This is a genomic window from Sorangium sp. So ce1153, from assembly GCF_051521595.1.
In the GTDB taxonomy this organism is placed as follows: domain Bacteria; phylum Myxococcota_A; class Polyangia; order Polyangiales; family Polyangiaceae; genus Sorangium.
On record NZ_CP150361.1, the window covers coordinates 14702155 to 14720421 of the forward strand.

Annotated in this window: 15 protein-coding genes; 6 read left to right on the forward strand and 9 right to left on the reverse strand. The window is 71.2% G+C overall.

Translation table 11 applies throughout. The features are described from left to right. The first annotated feature begins 109 nt into the window (after window positions 1-109). Entirely contained in the window at window positions 110-1075 is a 966-nt protein-coding gene (locus WME85_RS53655; protein ID WP_437833823.1) for an NAD(P)-dependent alcohol dehydrogenase, read from the forward strand. A 70-nt stretch (window positions 1076-1145) separates the two neighbouring features. Here the strand turns inward: WME85_RS53655 and WME85_RS53660 are convergent, their stop codons facing one another. Further along, entirely contained in the window at window positions 1146-2387 is a 1242-nt protein-coding gene (locus WME85_RS53660; RefSeq protein ID WP_437833825.1) for a CapA family protein, read from the reverse strand. Between the two features lie 260 nt (window positions 2388-2647). Between WME85_RS53660 and mobA the strand changes: the two genes are divergently transcribed. After that, window positions 2648-3322 (forward strand): molybdenum cofactor guanylyltransferase, encoded by a 675-nt coding sequence (mobA, locus tag WME85_RS53665; protein ID WP_437833828.1) that lies wholly within the window; start codon window positions 2648-2650, stop codon window positions 3320-3322. A 45-nt stretch (window positions 3323-3367) separates the two neighbouring features. Continuing rightward, window positions 3368-4252: a Uma2 family endonuclease gene (locus WME85_RS53670; RefSeq protein WP_437833831.1), complete on the forward strand. Its 885-nt coding sequence runs from the start codon at window positions 3368-3370 to the stop codon at window positions 4250-4252. A gap of 100 nt (window positions 4253-4352) precedes the next feature. On the opposite strand, the gene WME85_RS53675 is transcribed toward WME85_RS53670, so the two are convergent. The 6 genes from WME85_RS53675 to WME85_RS53700 form a co-directional block, all read right to left on the reverse strand. After that, complete coding sequence (locus WME85_RS53675; RefSeq protein WP_437833834.1) at window positions 4353-5351, reverse strand: MBL fold metallo-hydrolase; 999 nt, start codon at window positions 5349-5351, stop codon at window positions 4353-4355. A gap of 8 nt (window positions 5352-5359) precedes the next feature. Next, on the reverse strand, window positions 5360-6028 hold the full coding sequence (locus tag WME85_RS53680; protein WP_437833837.1) for a hypothetical protein: 669 nt from the start codon (window positions 6026-6028) through the stop codon (window positions 5360-5362). Window positions 6029-6044: 16 nt separating this feature from the next. Next, window positions 6045-7148, reverse strand: a complete 1104-nt coding sequence (locus WME85_RS53685) for a serine/threonine-protein kinase (protein WP_437833839.1) — start codon at window positions 7146-7148, stop codon at window positions 6045-6047. 80 nt (window positions 7149-7228) lie between these two features. Continuing rightward, window positions 7229-9310 (reverse strand): serine/threonine-protein kinase, encoded by a 2082-nt coding sequence (locus tag WME85_RS53690; protein WP_437833842.1) that lies wholly within the window; start codon window positions 9308-9310, stop codon window positions 7229-7231. 106 nt (window positions 9311-9416) lie between these two features. After that, the gene (locus tag WME85_RS53695) at window positions 9417-9980 is read right to left on the reverse strand and encodes a DUF6484 domain-containing protein (protein ID WP_437833845.1); all 564 of its coding nucleotides are present in this window, start codon (window positions 9978-9980) and stop codon (window positions 9417-9419) included. Between the two features lie 318 nt (window positions 9981-10298). Beyond that, entirely contained in the window at window positions 10299-11156 is an 858-nt protein-coding gene (locus WME85_RS53700) for a hypothetical protein (RefSeq protein ID WP_437833848.1), read from the reverse strand. A 172-nt stretch (window positions 11157-11328) separates the two neighbouring features. On the opposite strand from WME85_RS53700, the gene WME85_RS53705 reads away from it, so the two are divergent. The 3 genes from WME85_RS53705 (at window position 11329) to WME85_RS53715 (ending at window position 16282) form a co-directional block, all read left to right on the forward strand. Further along, entirely contained in the window at window positions 11329-13287 is a 1959-nt protein-coding gene (locus tag WME85_RS53705) for a type VI secretion system Vgr family protein (RefSeq protein ID WP_437833851.1), read from the forward strand. A 63-nt stretch (window positions 13288-13350) separates the two neighbouring features. Further along, on the forward strand, window positions 13351-14595 hold the full coding sequence (locus tag WME85_RS53710) for a TIGR02270 family protein (protein WP_437833853.1): 1245 nt from the start codon (window positions 13351-13353) through the stop codon (window positions 14593-14595). A gap of 106 nt (window positions 14596-14701) precedes the next feature. Then, a complete protein-coding gene (locus tag WME85_RS53715; protein ID WP_437833856.1) occupies window positions 14702-16282 on the forward strand; it encodes an AAA family ATPase in 1581 nt (526 codons plus the stop codon). A 418-nt stretch (window positions 16283-16700) separates the two neighbouring features. Here WME85_RS53715 and WME85_RS53720 read toward each other — a convergent pair whose 3' ends face one another. Beyond that, entirely contained in the window at window positions 16701-17084 is a 384-nt protein-coding gene (locus WME85_RS53720) for a GNAT family N-acetyltransferase (protein WP_437833859.1), read from the reverse strand. A gap of 537 nt (window positions 17085-17621) precedes the next feature. Continuing rightward, the gene (locus tag WME85_RS53725; RefSeq protein WP_437833862.1) at window positions 17622-18191 is read right to left on the reverse strand and encodes a hypothetical protein; all 570 of its coding nucleotides are present in this window, start codon (window positions 18189-18191) and stop codon (window positions 17622-17624) included. Window positions 18192-18267: the final 76 nt, after the last annotated feature.

Consider the following 18267-nt stretch of genomic DNA (forward strand, 5'->3'; position numbering starts at 1 on the left):
CAGCACCCGACGCTCGGCGTGCTTGACGCGTCGCGTCTCACAGGGCTCGTGCGAGCTCACGGCCGCAGGCAATATGGACACGCTCAGCTACCTCCGGTATCGGTCAACCATGAGAGCCGCCCGACGGGAACGGTATGGCCCACCGGCAGTCATCCGGATCGAAGACGTGGCGGTGCCCACGCCGGCCGATGACGAGATATTGGTCCGGGTCCACGCAGCCACGGTGAGCCGCACCGACTGTGCGTTGCTCTCGGCCAGCCCGTTCGTCATGCGGTTCATGACCGGTCTTCGCAGGCCCAAAAACAAGACGCTCGGCACCGACTTCGCGGGACGGGTGGAAGCGCTCGGCCCGCGCGTAAGCAGCTTTGCGGTCGGCGACGATGTCTGGGGGATCAACGATCTCGGGGCCGGGTCTCATGCAGAGTACCTCGTCATTTCCGGAGACGACTCGGTCGCGCGCATGCCCGCCGGCCTGAGCTTCGAAGAGGCCGCAGCCTGCATCGAGGGCGCCTGGTATGCTCACAGCATCCTCGAGCGAGCGGCGCTCGAGGCGAATCGGCGCGTGCTGATCAACGGGGCCACCGGGGCGATCGGATCCGCGCTTCTGCAGATGTGCGTGTACCGGGGCGCCACCGTGACCGCGGTGGGGAACACCAGGAATCTGGAGCTGTTGAAGTCGCTGGGGGCCGACAGGGTCATCAACTACGAGCAAGCGGACTTCACCCGGGGCGACCAGGTCTATGACTACGTGTTCGACGCTGTCGGAAAGAGCACGTTTGGCGCCTGCAAGCGTTCGTTGGCTCCCAGGGGCGTGTATGTTTCCACGGAGCTCGGACCGGGCGGCCAGAATCCATTCCTTGCGCTACTCACGCCCGCTCTCGGAGGAAAGCGGGTCGTGTTCCCGATACCCACCGACCGGAAGGCGTTTCTCGAGGTGATGGGCCGGCTCGTCGCCGAGCGCCAGTTTCGACCTGTCATCGACCGCACCGTCACCCTGGATGCGATCCAGGAGGCCTATGCCTACGTCGCGTCCGGACAGAAGACGGGTAACGTGGTGCTGAAGCTCATCGAGTGAGTGCCCTATGGGCGTGCGCGGCGCTCGCTCCGAGCGGCAATGCGCGCGCGACGGCCTGCCAGGGCGTCGCTCAGCGGATCGGCCCGGCGACCTTCGGCGGCGAGGCCGAGGCCGCCTTCGCGGCTTCCTCGAGCGGCGCGCAGCCGTCGGCGGCGAAGGGGCCGATCGCCGGCTCGGCGTCGACGAACGCCGACACGTGGCGCATCCGCTCGATGAACGCCGCCTCGGTCTCGGCGCGCCGCGGGTCGGCCGCGAGCGGGACGGTCTCGAGGCCCTCGCTGCGCACGGGGCAGATCTCGGCGAGGGGCGGCGCGGCCCGCCGGAGGCGCAGGCGCGCGAGCATCGCGAGCTCGACGGCGGGGCCGGTCCTCTTCACCTTCATGATGAAGTTGCCGAGGCTGTAGAAGATGGGCCGGCCGCGGCGGAGCTCGATGCCCTGGAGCACGTGCGGGTGATGGCCGAGGAAGGCGTCGGCGCCCGCGTCGATGGCGGCGCTGGCGAGCGCGCGCGCCTGGGGCAGCGGGGTGTCCAGGTACTCGGTGCCGCCGTGGTAACTCACGACGACGGCGTCCACGCCGGGCTGCTTGCGCGCGGCGCGCACCGCGGCGGCGAGCCCGTCCCGCTCCGCGGCCGCGACGAACTCCCGCGCCGGGTGCTGCCAGAGCGAGCCCTGGTTCCAGATGCCGGTCACGGCCAGCACCGCCACGCGGAAGCCGCGGCGCTCGACGATGACCGGCGCGTAGGCTTGCATCCGCGTCCGCCCGGCGCCGGCGTAGGCGACGCCCGCGCGCTCCAGGTGGCCGAGGGTGTCGAGGAACGCGCCCTTGCCGTAGTCCCACATGTGGTTGTTCGCGAGCGACACGACGGTGATGCCGGCGCGCGCGAGCGCGTCCGCGCCGGCCGGCGGGCCCGTGAACACGAGCGGCTGGAGCCGGTGCTGCGTCTCTCCGCCCTGATCGCTGAGCTGGTTCTCGAGGTTGACGAAGCGCACGTCGGCGGAGGCGAACAGCGCCGCGACAGGGGCGAAGGGGTCGTGCGCCGGATTGCGGAGCAGCTCCTGGCCGAGCGCCTTGCCGAGGCAGACGTCGCCGCCCGCGATGAGGGTGATCGCGTCGGCCGGCGTGGCAGGGGCGGCCGCGGGCGCGCCAGGGACGGCCGCGGGCGCGCCAGGGGCGGCTTCGGGCGCGACAGAGACGGCCGCGGAAGCGACGGCGGGCGGTGGGGCGAGCCCGGCGCCCACGTTGGCGGGCCGCTCGCAGCCGATCTGCGCGGCCGTGGCGCACATCGCGAGGAGAACAGGGGCGGGGCGCATCGCGAGCGGTTTCTCGGCGCGCATTATCCACGGGGGCCCGCCTGCGCCCAACAATCCGGGGGGCCCGCCTGCGCCCAACAATCCGGGGCGAGCGGTGATCCCGGTGGCCGGCGCCCGGGCGCCCGCCCATGCTCCGCGCCCATGAACCAGGAGCAGCGCCTCACCGACGTTGGCGACGCTGGTGAGCTCGGTGCGCGCGTCGGCGGGCGCGTCGGCGGGCGCGTCGGCGGGCGCGTCGCGCGGACACCGCGGAGCGGGCGGTGACGGGGCGCGCGGTCGGGCTCGCGGGCGTGGTGCTCTGCGGCGGGCGGAGCAGCCGGATGGGGCGCCCCAAGGCGTGGCTGCCGTTCGGGGGCGAGGCGCTCCTCCAGCGGGTGGTGCGGCGCCTCGGGGAGGCGGCGTGGCCGATCGCGGTGGTCGCCGCGCCCGGGCAGGAGCTGCCGCCGCTGCCGGAAGGGGTGCAGGTCGTGCGCGACCCGGAGGAGGGCCGCGGCCCGCTGCAGGGCATCGCGGCGGGGCTCGCGGCGGTCGCGCCGCTGGCCGAGCGGGCCTACGTCTCGGCGACCGACGCGCCCTTCCTGCACCCCGCCTTCGTCCGCCGCCTCGCGGACCTGCAGGCGGGCGGCTACGCCGTCGCCGTGCCGCGGGCGGACGGGCACGATCACCCGCTCGGCGCCGTGTACGCCTGCTCGGTGCGCGGCGAGGCCGAGGCGCTGCTCGCGGAGGGAAGGCTGCGGCTGTCCTCCCTGTTCGAGCGGGCTCGCACGCTGGTCGCGGAGCCGGAGCTCCTGCTCTCGGACCCGCGCCTTCTGGCGGCAGATCCGGCGCTCCGGTCGCTGCGCAACCTGAACACGCCCGAGGACTACGCCGCGGCCCTACGCGAGCTGGAGGGCGCGGCCGATCCCATACGGGGAGGCACGGCCGGCCGTTCGTGAACCGCGGCCTGGGATGGACCCGCCGCGCCGGCTATTCTTGCGGTCATGCGCCGGCCGGCAGTCCTGTACCGCGTCGATCCCGACGACCCGCGCGCGCCCTCGGAGGAGGTCTGGGCTCGCCTCAGCCCCGCTGGCCGCGCGCGCGTCGTCGCGAGCCTCCCCTCCGAGTTCCCCGTCTCCGAGGCGTCGCCGCCGGAGGGCGACGAGCACTTCGGCGCCAAGGTAGGCGCCCGCTCCGCGCTCGGCAGCTATTTCGCCCGGATCGGGCGGCGCGTGTACCTCGCCTGCGAGCTGCCCGTGTACTACCCCGGCGAGCGGATGTTCGCGCCCGACGTGATGGCGGTGCTCGACGTGCCCGTGCACCGGCGCGAGAAGTGGGTCACCAGCGTGGAGGGCCGCGGGCTCGACTTCGCGCTCGAGGTCATCGTCTCCGGCCGCCGCCGCAAGGATCTGGTCGAGAACGTCGAGCGGTACGCGCGCCTCGGCATCCCCGAGTACTACGTCTTCGACCGGGCCCGGCTGAAGCTCTCCGGGTTCCGCTTGCCCCTGGAGAGCGCGCGATCCGGCGCGGGGCCGCGCCGGTACGAGCCGATCATCCCGCAGGGCGGCCGGTACATCTCCCAGGTGCTCGGGCTCGACCTGGCGATCGAGGAGGAGCGCCTTCGCTTCTTCCACGGCAGCTCGGCGCTGCTCGAGGCGGACGAGATGATCGGCACGCTCGAGTCCATGCTCGACAGCCTGGAGGTGCGCGCGCGAGCGGCCGAGGAGCGGGTTGCGGAGGAGGCGCGCAAGCGCAAGGAGGAGGCGCGCAAGCGCAAGGAGGAGGCGCGCAAGCGCAAGGAGGAGGCGCGCCTGCGCGAGGAGGTCGAGCGTCGCCTCGCCGAGGCGCTGGCCGAGATCGAGCGCCTGAAGGGGAGGGGCGGGTCGTGACGCGCGCGGCGCCTCCGAGACGCGCCCGGCTTCCCTGACCAGGCTGCCTTCGCTGCGGCGTACGCGCCGGCGCGCCCGTCGTCGCCGCGCCCCTCATGCTCTATCTCGCGATCAGGACCCACTGCTCTCCGTGCCTCGGGACGAACACCCGATCCGGCCCCAGCCCGCGCGCCGCCATGACGCGCCGGAGCTCGCGGGGCGCCTCGCCGAACGCGTCGGTGCTGTTGATGAAGGTATCGAAATGAATCGCCATCATCCGCCGCGCCCCGAGGTCGAGAAAGGCCTGGACCGCCGCCGCCGGGTCCACGTGCTTCGGCGCCATGTACTCGTGCGGCCCCACCGGCGCGATCGGCAAGAGGGCCAGATCGATCCCGGGGAACCGCGCGCGCGTCTTCACGAAGTCATCGCGCGCGTAGGCGGTGTCACCGCCGAAGTAGACCGTGATCCCATGGTACTCGACGACATAGCCCGTGAAGCTCTCCGTCATCCAGGCCTGGTCCAGCCCGTAGCGGTAGCCGGCGTGCCGCACCGGAACCGCCGTGATCTTCAGATCTCCCTGCCGCCATGTCGTCCAGGTCGGGACCTCGACGGAATCGAACGTGTAGTTCGGCACGTACACGAGCCCGCCCAGCGGCACGAGCAGCGACCGGACCTTCGGCTCGATGAGCGACAGCGACCCCAGCGAGAGGTGGTCGAAGTGCATGTGCGAGATGAGGACGGCATCGATGGGCGGCAGGTCCTCAGGGGCGAGCCCCGGCTCGACCAGCCGCTTCACGATGATCCCCACGTTTGATGTGAAGACAGGGTCCGTCAGGATGAATTTGTCGTCGATCTGCACGAGCACGGTCGCGTGCCCGACCCAGAGGACCGCGAGCCGCGCCTCCGGTCGACGAGGCTCGCGCACCTTGTCCGGCACCGGCAGCGGGCTGTCGAACAGGCTCGCGACGTTGCTCCCGAGGATGCGCGCGGGCACGCAGCTCGACGGGCCCGCGATCGCGAGGAGCGCCGCGGCGAGCGGGCGCGCGAGCGACCCTGCGGTCGACAGCGTGGCTGAAGGCGCGGTCGACCGCGCGGGAGGCGAGGAGATGCGATGGGCCATGCGCGGCGTCAGAAATAGCGAATGCTGAGCGTGATCGTCGTCGACCGCAAGGCGGCTGTCGGCGTGACGGTCACCTGAGCGCCGAGGCCGCCGAACAGGGTATAGATCCCCGCCTCGTACGAGGCGGCCACCTGATCGCGAGCGTGGAGCACGGAGCCGCCGAGCGAGCAGGACAGGGCCTCTCCCCGGTCAAGGAGCGAGAAATAGGCGCGCACGCCGCCGCGGAACACCCAGCCCGCGGCCGGCGCGCTCGGGCCAGCGACGTATTCAGGCGAGCCGAACAGCTCGATGGAACCCGCGTGGCGCGTGAGCGGCTCGGCGATGAAGGCGCGCCACGGCGAGAGCTTGCGGTTGATGCCGAAGGAGTAGAGCACCGGCGTCACCTGCCAGCGGATCCCGAAGCGCGTGCCGCTCGGCCCGATCCACAGCTCGGGGCTCGGCACGAGCTGCACGAGGAGCCAGGGCAGCGTGAGGCGGATGCCGGGCTCCGTGGCGGAGCCGCTCGCGGCGCCCGTGGCGGAGCCGCTCGCGGTGGCCTCGCGCGGGTCTTCAGGCGCCGCGCCCCCGGCGGGCGGCGCCGCGCCCGCGGCGGGCGGCGCCGCGCCCGCGGCGGGCGGCCAGCCCAGGGCGGCGGCGCAGGCCGCCAGCGCGGCGCCACGACGTGCGAGGCAGCGCATTCCGGGCATGTCGCGGCTACGGCGATGCGCCGTACACCTTGCCGAGCTGCTTGTACAGGAACCGCGCCGCGTGCTCGCCATACGGCGTCTTCGCGGCGTACACGTCGGGCGAGGCGACCGGCGCGTCCGCCGCCAGCGCGCCCGGCCGCCCGAGCCGGCCGAGATCGTCGCCGAGCGCCTCCATCGACGGATACCGGTTCTCCGGCCGCTTGCGCAGGCACTTCATGATCACCGCCTCCAGCGCCCTCCACACCGGGCCCGCGCCCAGGCCGGGCGGCGGGGGCGGCGTCATGAGCTGGTTGGCCAGCACCATGGCTTCTTCCATGGCCGGCGACAGCGAGGCGCCGGAGCTCCTCGCGACGCTGAAGGGGAGCCGGCCGGAGAACATCCGGTACATCAGCATGCCGAAGCCATAGACGTCCGTGCGCGCGTCGGGCGGGTCGCTGATGGTCTGTTCCGGCGCCATGTACTCCAGGGTGCCGACGGTCACACCGGCCTGGGTGAGCCCCGAGTGCTCGTACAGCTTGGCGAACCCGAAATCGACGATCTTGGCCGCCCAGGCGTCGCCCCTCTCGCCGACGAGGAACACGTTGGCCGGCTTGATGTCCCGGTGGACGATCCCCGCGCTGTGCGCCGCGCCCAGCCCCGCGGCGGCCTGCAGCAGGATGGGCACGCCGGCCTCCGGAGACAGGCGCTTCTCGCGCAGGAGCAGCGAGCTCAGCGACTCTCCGAAGAGGTACTCCATCACGAGGTAAGGAGAGTCCTCGTGAAGGCCTATATCGAGGACCTCGACCAGGTTCGGGTGCACGACGGTGGCCGCGGCCTTGGCCTCGAGGAGGAACCGCGCCTTCACCTTGGGCACGCGGCGGAACCTCGGCTCCAGGAACTTCAGCGCGACCGGCGCGCCGCCCTGCGTGTCCTCGGCCAGGAAGACCTGCGCCATCGCGCCGCTGCCGATCAGGCCCCGCACCCGGTACCGCCCGGCGACGACGGTGCCCACGTGCTCGGTGGGCTGCGACCGGAGCCGCCGGATGTCGAGGCTCTTGACCAGCTTCTCCCCGTCGTGCGGACAGAAGCGGTGGTCATCCGCGTACCGCCGGTGGCAACGAGGGCACAGCATGGAGGTCCCGTTCCGGGCATACCCCCTCCATCCCCCTGTTTGCAAGGCCCGACCTCCCGCGGCGCCGGGGCCTCACGCGGTCACGACGCGCGCGGCGCGACCGACTGGAGCTTCGCCCCGGGCTCGTTGATGCGGACCGTCTCGACACGGCTGAAGTCGTCCTCATCGTGCGTGACGCCCGCGACGCGCCAGCCCCGGCACCGGCGGGGCAGCCCGTCGAGGAGGTCGACGAAGGAGCTCACCCACGCCGCGATGTCGCCGGGACGCCCGTCCGGGGACACGGCGAGCGCCGTGGCGAAGGCGTCGTCGACCTCCGGCGGCGTCCCCGGGAGCAGCGACGAGACGGACGGCGGCGGGGCCTGCGAGAGGCTCGTGAGGACGGTGGAGAGGTCGTCGCCGAGCGTGACGCGCCGCCCGGTGAGCGCCTGGTAGGCGACCGCCGCGAAGGAATAGAGATCGCTGCGCGCGTCCACCGGCCTGCCGGCGGCCTGCTCGGGGGCCATGTACAGCGGCGTCCCCAGGAAGACGCCCGTGGACGTCGCGCTGACGTCCGCCGAGAGCTCCTTGGCGATGCCGAAATCGAGGATCTTGACCCGGAAGCCGCCCGGCGACGTGCTCGGGACGAGGTGGATGTTCTCCGGCTTCACGTCGCGATGCACGAGCCCCGCCGCGTGCGCGGCCGCGAGCGCCGAGGCGCCCTCGCGCAGGAGCAGCGCGACCTGGGGCGGCGTCCCAGGCCCGTTGTGCTTCATGGCGTGGGCCAGGTTGCAGCCCTCGAGCCACTCCATGACGATATAGAGCGAGCCGTCCTCGAGCTCGCCCGAGTCGTACACCTCGACCACCGACGGATGGTGAATGCGCGCGACGAGGCGCGCCTCCCGCGCGAAGCGCGCGCGCACGTCGTCGTTGTTGAAGTGCTCTGTCCGGATGGCCTTGATCGCCACGTCGCGCCCGAGCCGCTCGTCCCTGGCCTGGAACACCCGGCCCATGCCGCCCTCCGCGACGACCCGGGTCAGGCGATACCGCCCGGCGACGCGGTAAGGGAACGGCCGCGGCGTGCTCAGCGCGGCCCCGTCGTCGCTGCACTCCGGCGCGCTCTGATCGTAGCAACGATGGCAGCTCGGGCAGATCTGCAGGACGTCGATCCCGCGGCTCACCATGTCCTCGAGGGTCGCCTTCCGGCGCTCCGCCGCCCCGGCGAGCTCCTTGCGCATGCGCGACAGCTCGAGCGCGCTGCCGAGGTGGTGAGCGAACGAGTCGACGAGCCGCTTCGTCGTGTCGCTCCACACGACGCTGCTGCCGACGACGACCAGGGCGCCGTGGATCTCGCCCGACAGGCCGACGGCGGGGACCACCACGTCCGACGTCCGCGAGATCGACTGCTTCGCGAGCGCGGCGCCGCGCAGCGCCTCGGCGGACGGGGCCTCGGTGGTCGTCGCCGTGATACTGACCATCTCCTGGTCCTCGGCCTTCCACACCGCGATCTCGCGCGCCCCGATCGCCTCCGCGACCTGCGCCGACGCGGCGGACGACCAGCGCGCCACGTCGTCGAGCGCCTGCGCCGAGGAGGCGACGAGCTCCGCGAGCTTCTCCTGCTCCTCGGCGAGCTGGCGCGCGAAATACTGCACCGCGGCGTAGGTGATGGCCGACACCGTGAGGATGTTCATCGCGAAGAAGCAGGCGATGAGGGCAGGGGGCGTCTCCGGCGCGCGCGCCGCGAGCCAGGGGTCGACGGCGCCGGCCGCCGCCACGAGGAGCGCGTAGGCGGTGAACCAGGGGATGGACGACCGCGACCCGTGGAACAGCACGAACGTCAGCGGCGCGAGCAGCGCCCACAGGACGACGCCGCTCGACGCGACGAACCCGCCGCGGCTCGCGTGCATCAGGAACGGCAGCGCGAAGATGAGCAGGGCCTGGCGGAACCGGAACCCCGAGAACGACTTCGCCCGGGCGAAGTGGACGAGGCTCAGGACCGTACACGCCATGTAGCCGAGCGGGATCGCCGCCGAGCGGACATCCCCGCTCGCCGCATAGGCGATCACCCAGACGGGGCACGCGCACGCCTTGAGCGCGGCTGTGACCGTGAGGATCCGCTTGTGCTGGCGCAGCCGCGGGTCGTCCCCCGACCTCAGCCCGATCCGAGCGACCGCCTCGGCAAACATCGTCCTGGATGAGTTTACGACATTGTCCTCGAGGGGCGTCGAGCAATCGGACCTGCGCTCGCGGCGGGGCGGATACATCCAGGGCATAATGCTGTCGAGCGACAGCTCAATTGATCTGCACCGAGCCACCCTGGATGCGATTCACGCCGGACGAGCGCACCAGCAGGTACTCGCCCCGGATGAGGATCTTGCCAGCCCGCGTGAGCGTGATGCTCGCCTTGCCGCAACGCAGGACGATCTCCTTGTCCGCGGTGAGCTCGAGCCGCTCGCCGTCTGCGTGCGCCTCGGGTCGGCGCTGGGCGGTATCCCGCGGAGCGTGGAGTCGTCCCATCACCACGGGCCTGCCTGGGTCGCCCCCTTCGAAGAGGAGCGCCACCTCGCGACCCACGTCCTCGGCGGAGAGCGCTGCCATGACGCGCGCGGCCGCGCCGGCAGCCGGTCCGCCGGGGAACACCACCCGCGCCCCGCCTTCCTCGCCGAGCGCGGCGAGCTCGCCGATGACGACGCCGTCGATGCGCTCCGGCGGGGCGGCCGGCTCCTCGGCCCCGGGTGGGGCCTGCTCGGCGAGCAGGAGCTCGAGGAGCGTCTCGGCGCCGCTGTCCTGCACGCCGGCCTCGCTTTCCTGCGCGTCCTCGTCCGCGGGCGCCTCGACGAGTGCTGCGACCTCCATCCCGGCAGGCTCCTCTTCTCTTTCCACGGCTGGATCCCTCCGCCCCGTCGACGGCGTCGAAGTGGCTCTCCCGCACCTCGTGGAGGCGCATACGATCTGCGTAGCCTGATCGGCCCTCGATGTAAAATGCCTGCAGGTCGCACCGCCGATGAGCCGGCGCTCAGGAAGATCCAGACGAGGGCACCGACGCACGGCGCGGGGGAGGCGCAACGACGCGCCGCGCGCAATGCGCGAGGCCGTGACGGCTGCGGTCGGCGGTCTCACCACGGCCGGGCCAACCATCCCTTCTCGATGCGCGGGATGGAGTCGGCTCGACCTTCATCGGCAGCAGCGTTCGGGCCGCGTTCCTCCTCGTCCGCAGCGCTGACACCACCAGACCGCCACGCTCCGCGGCTCGGGCGTCCTGGTTGTTCCCGTCCTCATCGACGCTCCCGGCCGCTGCGGAGTCTTCACCTCGACAGGCGTGCGTGCCGCCGAGAGCTCTGCCCGCAGCGCCCGCGCTTCCAGAGCAAACGAATCCCGCTCTGCCCGCGCCTGTCGAGCCTCCTCCAGCGCAGCCTGTTGCTCTTTTTCCAGAGCAGCCCGCGCGCACTCCATCGCTGCTTGCGACGTGTCGAGCGCCTGCCGGGCCGCCGCGGTGTCACGCCGCGCCGCTTCGGCTTCGGCCTGCGCCGCGTCGAGCGCCTGCCGGGCCGCCGCGGTGTCACGCCGCGCCGCTTCGGCTTCGGCCTGCGCCGCGTCGAGCGCCTGCCGGGCCGCCGCGGTGTCACGCCGCGCCGCTTCGGCTTCGGCCTGCGCCGCGTCGAGCGCTTGCCGGGCCGCCGCGGTGTCACGCCGCGCCGCTTCGGCTTCGGCCTGCGCCGCGTCGAGCGCCTGCCGGGCCGCCGCGGTGTCATGCCGCGCCGCCTCGGCCTCGACATGCGCCACGTCGAGCGCCTGCCGGGCTCCCAGGAGCTCGCGCTGGGCCGCTTCCTGCGCCTGCCGAGCGGCCTCCGCGTCGCCGCCCGTGGGCTCGGCGTTGCACGATGGCGCCGGCTCGGCCGCCATGGCGTGTCCCGCGGCGAGCGCGCGCCGCGCTTCCTCGAGCTCCCTCCGCAGCCGCCGCCGTCCCCGCTCGGCGACGAGCGCCGTCACGAGCAGCGCCATCAGCCCGAGGAGTATCAGCCCCGTCTCCATACGCACCCGCGCTTGCCAGCAAGAGCCCAGCGCCGCCTCGCGAGGCCGGCCACCCCTTGTCGCACACCGCGCCGCGCACGCCAACCGCGCTTCCGGCGCGCCGCGGCAGTGCAGCTCCGCCGGGCCCCTGTGATAGCCTCGGCCCGACCGCCAGCCCCGACGAGGACGCGCGATGCCCTATTCCCAGGCGAAGACGATCCTTGCCCTCCATTCCCCTCTCGGCCCCGACGCCTTCGCGCTCGTTCGCCTTCAGGGCGAGGAACGGATCTCGGGGCTGTTCCGATTCGAGCTCGACCTCCTGTCCGAGGAGCGGGCCATCGACTTCTCGTCCATTGTCGGCCAGGGCGTCACCGCGATCATCCGCCTCTCCAGCGGCGGCGCGCGCGCCATCCACGGCGTCGTCACCCGCTTCCGGCAGGCCGGCCGTGTCCACGTGGACGGCGGCAAGCCCCGGACCGCATATCGGGCCGAGATCCACCCCTGGCTGTGGTTCCTGACGAAGACGACCGACTCCCGCATCTTCCAGGACAGGTCGGTGCCCGACATCGTGAAGCAGGTCTTCGACGATCTCGGCTTCTCCGACTACAAGAACGAGCTGACCGGCGCTTACGCTCCGCGCGAGGTGTGCGTCCAGTACCAGGAGACCGCGTTCGAGTTCGTCTCACGCCTTCTGGAGGAAGAGGGTATCTACTACTATTTCCAGCACGAGGACGGAAAGCACACGCTCGTTCTGGGCGACGACAGCGCGGGCAACCCGCTGTGCCCCGAGCTCGGCGAGGTGCGCTACGTGGGGGCCGCCGAGAGCTCGACGCGCGACGAGGACTCGATGACCGAGTGCGAGCTCATCGAGGAGGTCGTCGCGGGGGCCTTCGCGGCGACGGATTACAATTTCAAGGCGCCGAGCACGTCGCTGCTCAGCCGGTCGAGCGGCGGCGATCCGAGGCTGGCGCTCTTCGAGTACCCGGGCGGCTACGCCGACAAGGGCGCCGGCGACGCGTCCGCCACGCGGCGCATCGAGGCGGAGGAAGCCGTGGCCCGGCGCATCGTCGGCAGCTCGTTCTGCCGCAGCTTCACCGCCGGCCACGCCTTCCAGCTCGCCCAGCACGAGCGCGACGACGTCAATGGCGAGCACCTGCTCCTCGCCGTCTCGCACGCCGCCGACAACGACGAATACCAGAACTCCTTCGAGGCGATCCCCAGAGACACCCCGTTTCGCCCCGCGCGCGTGACGCCGAAGCCCGTCATCGCGGGCGCGCAGACGGCCGTCGTCGTCGGCAAGCGCGGCGAGGAGATATGGACCGACGAGTTCGGCCGCATCAAGGTGCAGTTTCACTGGGACCGTCACGGCAAGAGAGACGAGAACAGCTCCTGCTGGATCCGCGTCGCCCAGGGGTGGGCGGGCCGGGGGTGGGGGAGCTGGTTCTTGCCGCGCATCGACCAGGAGGTCGTCGTGAGCTTCCTCGGCGGCGATCCGGATCGGCCGCTCTGCACCGGGTCGGTGTACAACGCCGAGCAGCCCCTCCCCTATGCGATGCCGGGCGAGCAGACGAAGAGCACCCTGCTGTCCCGCTCCTCGAAGGAAGGCAGCGCGGGCAACGAGCTCCGCTTCGAGGACAGGAAGGACAGCGAGGAGCTCTACATGCACGCCCAGAAGGACATGGTCGTCGAGGTCGAGAACGACTGGACGATCGGCGTCAAGCACGACCAGACGATCACGGTCGATCACGATCAGACGCTGGGCGTCGGCGGCGATCAGACGATCAGCGTCACGAAGAGCCGCACGGCGACCGTCGAGGAGGGGAACGAGGCGCTGACGGTCTCGAAGGGCAACCGGGCGATCGACGTATCCAAGGGGAACGAGTCCCACGCGGTCAAGGGGACGCGCGATGTGACGGTCGAGGGGAGCGAGACCCACACGAACGGGGGGAACTTCACCCACGAGGTGAAGGGCAATTACACCCTCAAGGTGAAGGGGAACCTGATCATCGAGGCCAAGACGGTGACGCTCAAGAGCGAGCAGGCGATGAACCTGAAGGCGGGGCAGGCGCTGAAGGGGGAGTCCGGCGCGGATCTCACGCTGAAGGGCGGGGGGAAGGTGACGGTCAAGGGCAGCGAGGTGAAGAACAACTGACGCCCTTCAGCGCCCGCGCGCGCGGGCGGGAGGGCTGGTGGAGCTGCCGAGGGAGGTGCGCCGTTGTCGATCACCGAGGATGAGGTCTTCGCGCAGGCGGTGGACAACGCAGGGTTCCTGTGGTGCCAGCGCGACAGCGCGGCGCGCGATCCGCGGTACGACCTGAAGGGCCTGGCGGAGGTCGACGCGCGGCTCGCGGCGCAGCTCGAGCTGCTGGGGCGCGGGGGGCCGGGGGCGGCGGAGATGTGTGCGGCCGCGGCGGTGGAAGGCGGGGCGGGCGAGGTGTTCGCGGCGCTCTTGCTCGCGCTCGTGCGGCGGGATCAGGGGGATGTCGCGCGGTGGATCGCGCGGGGCGTGGAGGCGCCGGCGATCGCGCGGGGCGTGGTGTCCGCGATCGGGTGGGCGGCGCCGGGGCTCGTGGTGAAGGACGTGCTGCCCGCGCTGCTCGACGCGAAGGCGCCGCCGGCGTTCAGGGCGATCGGGATCGCGGCGAGCGCGGCGCAGCGGCGGGATCCGGGGCCGGCGCTCCGGGAGGCGCTCTCCGCAGAGGACGTGCGGCTGCGGGCGCGGGCGCTCAAGGCGCTCGGGGAGCTCGGGTTCGTGGAGGGGCTCGACGAGGCGCGGCCGGCGCTCGGGGCGGAGGACGGGGCGGTGCGGTTCTGGGCGGCGTGGTCGGCCGCGCTGCTCGGCGAGGCGCGCGGGGTGGATGTGCTGCTGGAGATCGCGGCGGGCGGGGGGGCGCTCGCGGAGCGCGCGGCGGGGGTGGCGCTGCGGCAGCTCGGGGCGCACGCGGGGGCGCGGTGGCTGAGGGGGCGCGGGGAGTCGGCGGGGGCGCAGCGGGTGGCGATCGCCGGGGTGGGGGCGCTCGGGGATCCGGCGCTCGTGCCGTGGCTGATCGAGCGGATGGGGGCGCCGGGGCTGGCGCGGTGCGCGGGTGGGGCGCTGTCGATGATCACCGGGGTGGATCTCGTGAAGGAGGAGCTCGAGGGGCCCGCGCTGGAGGAGACGGGGCCGAGCGACGATGCGGAAGACGAGGACGTGGGGCCCGATCCGGACGACGGGCTGCCGTGGCCCGACGCGGCGGCGGTGGCGCGGTGGTGGGCGCGGCGGCGGGGGGATCTCGCGGCGGGGAGGCGGCACCTCTGGGGGAGGGAGGTCGAGCTCGCGGGGCTCAACGAGGTGCTGCGGCGCGGGAACCAGCCGGCGAGGGCGGCGGCGGCGATCGAGCGGTGCTTCTTGAGGCCGCGGCTGGGGGTCTTCGAGGTGCGGGCGCGGGGGGAGCGGCAGCGGGCGGAGCTCGGGGGGTAGGGGAGGAGCGGGTGCGGGGGGAGCGGCGGCGGGCGGCCCGCCGGGGTGCCTGCGGCCGGGCGCTCGGGCCTTGCGGCCGGGCGGCGCCGGGACGCAAGCTCCGCGCGTGGCGCGCCGATTCAACACGGCCGGGCCGTGCCGCCCGGACTGGCACTACATGATCCCGGCGGAGAGGCTCCTGCCCGAGGCGATCGGCCTGGTGGAGCAGATGGGCTATCTCGTGGTGTACGCGCCACGGCCGACGGGCAAGACCACGGCGCTACGAGCGCTGGCGAGGCGGCTCACGGCGTCCGGGCGCTTCGCGGCGCTGCGCTTCTCGTGCGAGGAAGGGGAGGCAGCCGGCGATGACATCGGCTCGGCGCAGCGGGCGATCCTGCGGGAGATCGACCTGCAAGCGGAGGTGGAGCTGCCCGCGGAGCTCAGGCCGCCGCCGATGTCGCTCGAGGGGGACGAGGGGCTGCTCCGGGCGAAGCTGGCCGCATGGGCGCGCGCGTGCCCCCGGCCGCTGGCGCTGTTCTTCGACGAGATCGACGCGCTGCGGGGACAGAGCTTGATCAGCGTGCTGCGCCAGCTCCGGGCCGGTTTCGCGAGCCGTCCAGCGGACTTTCCCGCCTCGGTGGTGCTGTGCGGCCTGCGCGACGTGCGCGAGTACAAGGCCGCGAGCGGGGGGGACCCGGGCCGGCTGGGGACGGCGAGCCCGTTCAATATCAAGATCGAGTCCCTCAGGATCGGCGACTTCGATCGCGACGAGGTGCGCGATCTGTACGGCCAGCACACCGCCGAGACCGGCCAGGTGTTCACGGAGGAGGCCATCGAGCGTGCCTTCGCGCTGACGGCGGGACAGCCCTGGCTGGTCAATGCGCTCGCCAGGGAGGTCGTGGAGAAGATGGCAGTCTCGCCAACCGAGCCGATCACCGTGGCTCATGTCGAGGAGGCGAAGGAGCGGCTCATTCTCGCCCGCGCGACGCACCTCGACTCGCTCGTGGCGCGCCTTCACGAGCCGCGCATCCGGCGCGTGATCGAGCCGCTCCTCGCGGGCGCGCTCTCGATCGGCGGCGACACGTACCAGGACGACCTCCAGTATGCCCGCGATCTCGGGCTGCTCGCCTCGGACAACCCCGCGCGCGTCGCGAACCCGATCTACCGCGAGGTGATCGCCCGGGTGCTCGCCGGCGACGTGGAGCCGGTCGTGCTGGCCGAGCCGAAGAGCTTCGTGCTCCCGGACGGCCGGCTCGACGTGGCGCGGCTGCTCCAGGAGTTCGCCGCGTTCTGGCGAGAGCACGGCGAGGCGCTCGCCGGCAGCCTGGGTTATCACGAGGTGGCGCCGCAGATCGTGCTCATGGCCTTTCTGCAGCGGGTGGTGAACGGCGGCGGGACGATCGATCGCGAGTACGGCCTCGGCAGAGGGCGGATCGACCTGCTCGTGCGCTGGCTGCACCGCGACGCCGAGGGGCGGCGCGCCGTGCAGCGCGCGGCGCTGGAGCTCAAGGTCTGGCGCGAGGGGGAGAAGAGCCCGTTGCCGAAGGGGATGGCGCAGCTCGATGGGTACCTCGCGCAGCTCGGGCTCGACGAGGGGGTGCTCGTGATGTTCGACCGGCGCAAGGAGGCGGGGGAGATCGAGGAGCGCACGCGCTTCGAGGAGGCGACGACGCCGTCGGGGAGGCGGGTGACGCTGCTCTGGGCGTGAGGGGCTGACCTGCGGTGATGGCCGCGGTGGCGAAGCTGGCCATGTGGGTGAGGGCTGCGCTTGCGAGGTCGACGTGGATGCCGATGTGGCCTGTTACAACGGTTGCAAGGGCGACTCGGCGACCGATGAGGCGCTTTCAAGGGCGTGTCCGGGGATCCAGCGCGCGGTTGAAACGCTTGGAAGCGGTGGCTCAGTCGTCGAGCCGGTCGTTGCAACGCTTGAAGCGGGCGGCTGGGCGCCGAGCGCGCCGTCTCAAGCGTTGAATCGTGCCGTGCAGACGGTGGAGGGCGGGCGGTGCTGGCGGCTCCTTGCTTCGAGGGCCGCTGCCCCAATACGTTGCCGCAGAGAGCGGAGCAGATCGGCCGAGAACCTTTCTGACACGGCGCGCCACCGCGCTTGCGTGATGGCGTCACGCGGGCTACCGCGAGGCTCGGTAGAGTAGGCACGAGTCCATGCGCTTGATGAAGCCGAGTTTTTGATAAAGACGGATAGCCCGCGTGTTGCTCGAACGCACCTTGAGAGCGATGCATTCGTGTGCTTCGAGCAGGCGACGGCAGAGCGCTCGCAGCCCGTGCAGCCCCCAACCCTGGCCTCGTACCTCCGGAGGGATGTACACGCTCTCTATGGTGACGACCTCAGGCGTGACGACGCCGATGCTCACTGACAACACGATGGCACCTCCATGCTCGATCAAGTATTCTTGCCCCTCGGTCACGCGTTCAGCGAGCGACGCTCTCGGGTCGGCGGTGAGGGTGGTGGGCGGAGCGAAGCCGTGCTCCTCGACATACCCGCTGATGTACATGACATAGAGAGCCTCTATATCGGCCAACGTAGCCAGGCGAAGCTGAAACGCGGGCATGCTACGCGGCGCAGGTCGTGGACGTAAAGCATGGAGACTACAGGCTTGGATGGGGATCACACGGAGAAGCTCGTCGGGGCGCAAACGGCGCCACGCGTCGAGGAAGCCGCTCGAGACGGCGGCCGAGCAGACCAACTCGACCCACAGGGGCGCATGGCGGGCGAGGAACTCCCCGAAGAGCACGGCCCCCGTACAGCTGTCACAGCACAGATCAAGAGAGAACTCCCCGCGAGCCAAGCCGCAGAGCGCGCCCTCCTCCCAATACCCCCAGAGCTGGCACTCCCCGGTCCATTCATCGGGTGGTAGGCTCAGGGCGGCGCCGTACATTTCGGGTTGGTAGGAGAATCGCTTCTGGATCCAGGGAAAGACCGCTGACAGGTCCTCGCCTCGCAGTTTGCTCCACGGAGAACTCATGGCGGTACCGTGTTCCAGGGTGAGATCGACATGAACGTCGTTGTCCAGGTCCGGAAGCGTCGTGGCTTATTTGTTTTTTGCTGGTAAATTGATCGTTGGACTTCCTGCGCCGGCTTGGAATATGGCTGTTCCTTCTTTTATACCATTGGGGGTCTCGTAATGGACAGCTTCGTAATGACCGGTCTGCGAGTTCCTTTCGAACAGCAGGTAGATAATGTGCTCCGCGGTTGTGTTGCCATTGGTATGAGTGGTTATTGCTTGTTTGTAGTGAGTGCCTCGATTATATCTTACATAGAGCTTGGAATATCCGTGTTTGCTGGCATTGTATAAGATCTCGTCGATCGCCTTGAGAACGGTCTCTTTCGCCTCACTTCCGAGGGGTTCCACGACGGTGTTGGCGCGGATGGGTTGTTTCTGATTTCGTTCCGCATGTTTCTCCTTGGCGAACGCCAGCAGGTCGGCGGCATTTCTTCCGAGGTATGAAGGTGGCGTATGATGTTTATAGTATGTGGTGGAGCTCCAGTAGGGTAAATTCGCTCTGCCTATCAAAGCGGGTACGGAGCTGACAAGCGCTTTGGACGAGCTTCTGAAGGTTGAAAATGGTTTAATAGGGGGGCGGGATATCATTGTCTTCATTGGTGGATCCTTTTGTGAATATGGTGGTGGAGGGCTCGAGGGCTCTGCTTCGGCTGGATTGTGCCTTGCGACAGAA

What these genes read in the sequence shown, in the direction of transcription:
- WME85_RS53675 (WP_437833834.1), bottom strand. Translation starts at nt 5,351, where the DNA reads ATGGCCCATCGCATCTCCTCGCCTCCCGCGCGGTCGACCGCGCCTTCA.
- WME85_RS53720 (WP_437833859.1), bottom strand. Translation starts at nt 17,084, where the DNA reads ATGTACATCAGCGGGTATGTCGAGGAGCACGGCTTCGCTCCGCCCACC.
- WME85_RS53680 (WP_437833837.1), bottom strand. Translation starts at nt 6,028, where the DNA reads ATGCGCTGCCTCGCACGTCGTGGCGCCGCGCTGGCGGCCTGCGCCGCC.
- WME85_RS53725 (WP_437833862.1), bottom strand. Translation starts at nt 18,191, where the DNA reads ATGAAGACAATGATATCCCGCCCCCCTATTAAACCATTTTCAACCTTC.
- WME85_RS53700 (WP_437833848.1), bottom strand. Translation starts at nt 11,156, where the DNA reads ATGGAGACGGGGCTGATACTCCTCGGGCTGATGGCGCTGCTCGTGACG.
- WME85_RS53685 (WP_437833839.1), bottom strand. Translation starts at nt 7,148, where the DNA reads ATGCTGTGCCCTCGTTGCCACCGGCGGTACGCGGATGACCACCGCTTC.
- WME85_RS53695 (WP_437833845.1), bottom strand. Translation starts at nt 9,980, where the DNA reads ATGGAGGTCGCAGCACTCGTCGAGGCGCCCGCGGACGAGGACGCGCAG.
- WME85_RS53655 (WP_437833823.1), top strand. Translation starts at nt 110, where the DNA reads ATGAGAGCCGCCCGACGGGAACGGTATGGCCCACCGGCAGTCATCCGG.
- WME85_RS53670 (WP_437833831.1), top strand. Translation starts at nt 3,368, where the DNA reads ATGCGCCGGCCGGCAGTCCTGTACCGCGTCGATCCCGACGACCCGCGC.
- WME85_RS53705 (WP_437833851.1), top strand. Translation starts at nt 11,329, where the DNA reads ATGCCCTATTCCCAGGCGAAGACGATCCTTGCCCTCCATTCCCCTCTC.
- WME85_RS53690 (WP_437833842.1), bottom strand. Translation starts at nt 9,310, where the DNA reads ATGTTTGCCGAGGCGGTCGCTCGGATCGGGCTGAGGTCGGGGGACGAC.
- WME85_RS53660 (WP_437833825.1), bottom strand. Translation starts at nt 2,387, where the DNA reads ATGCGCCCCGCCCCTGTTCTCCTCGCGATGTGCGCCACGGCCGCGCAG.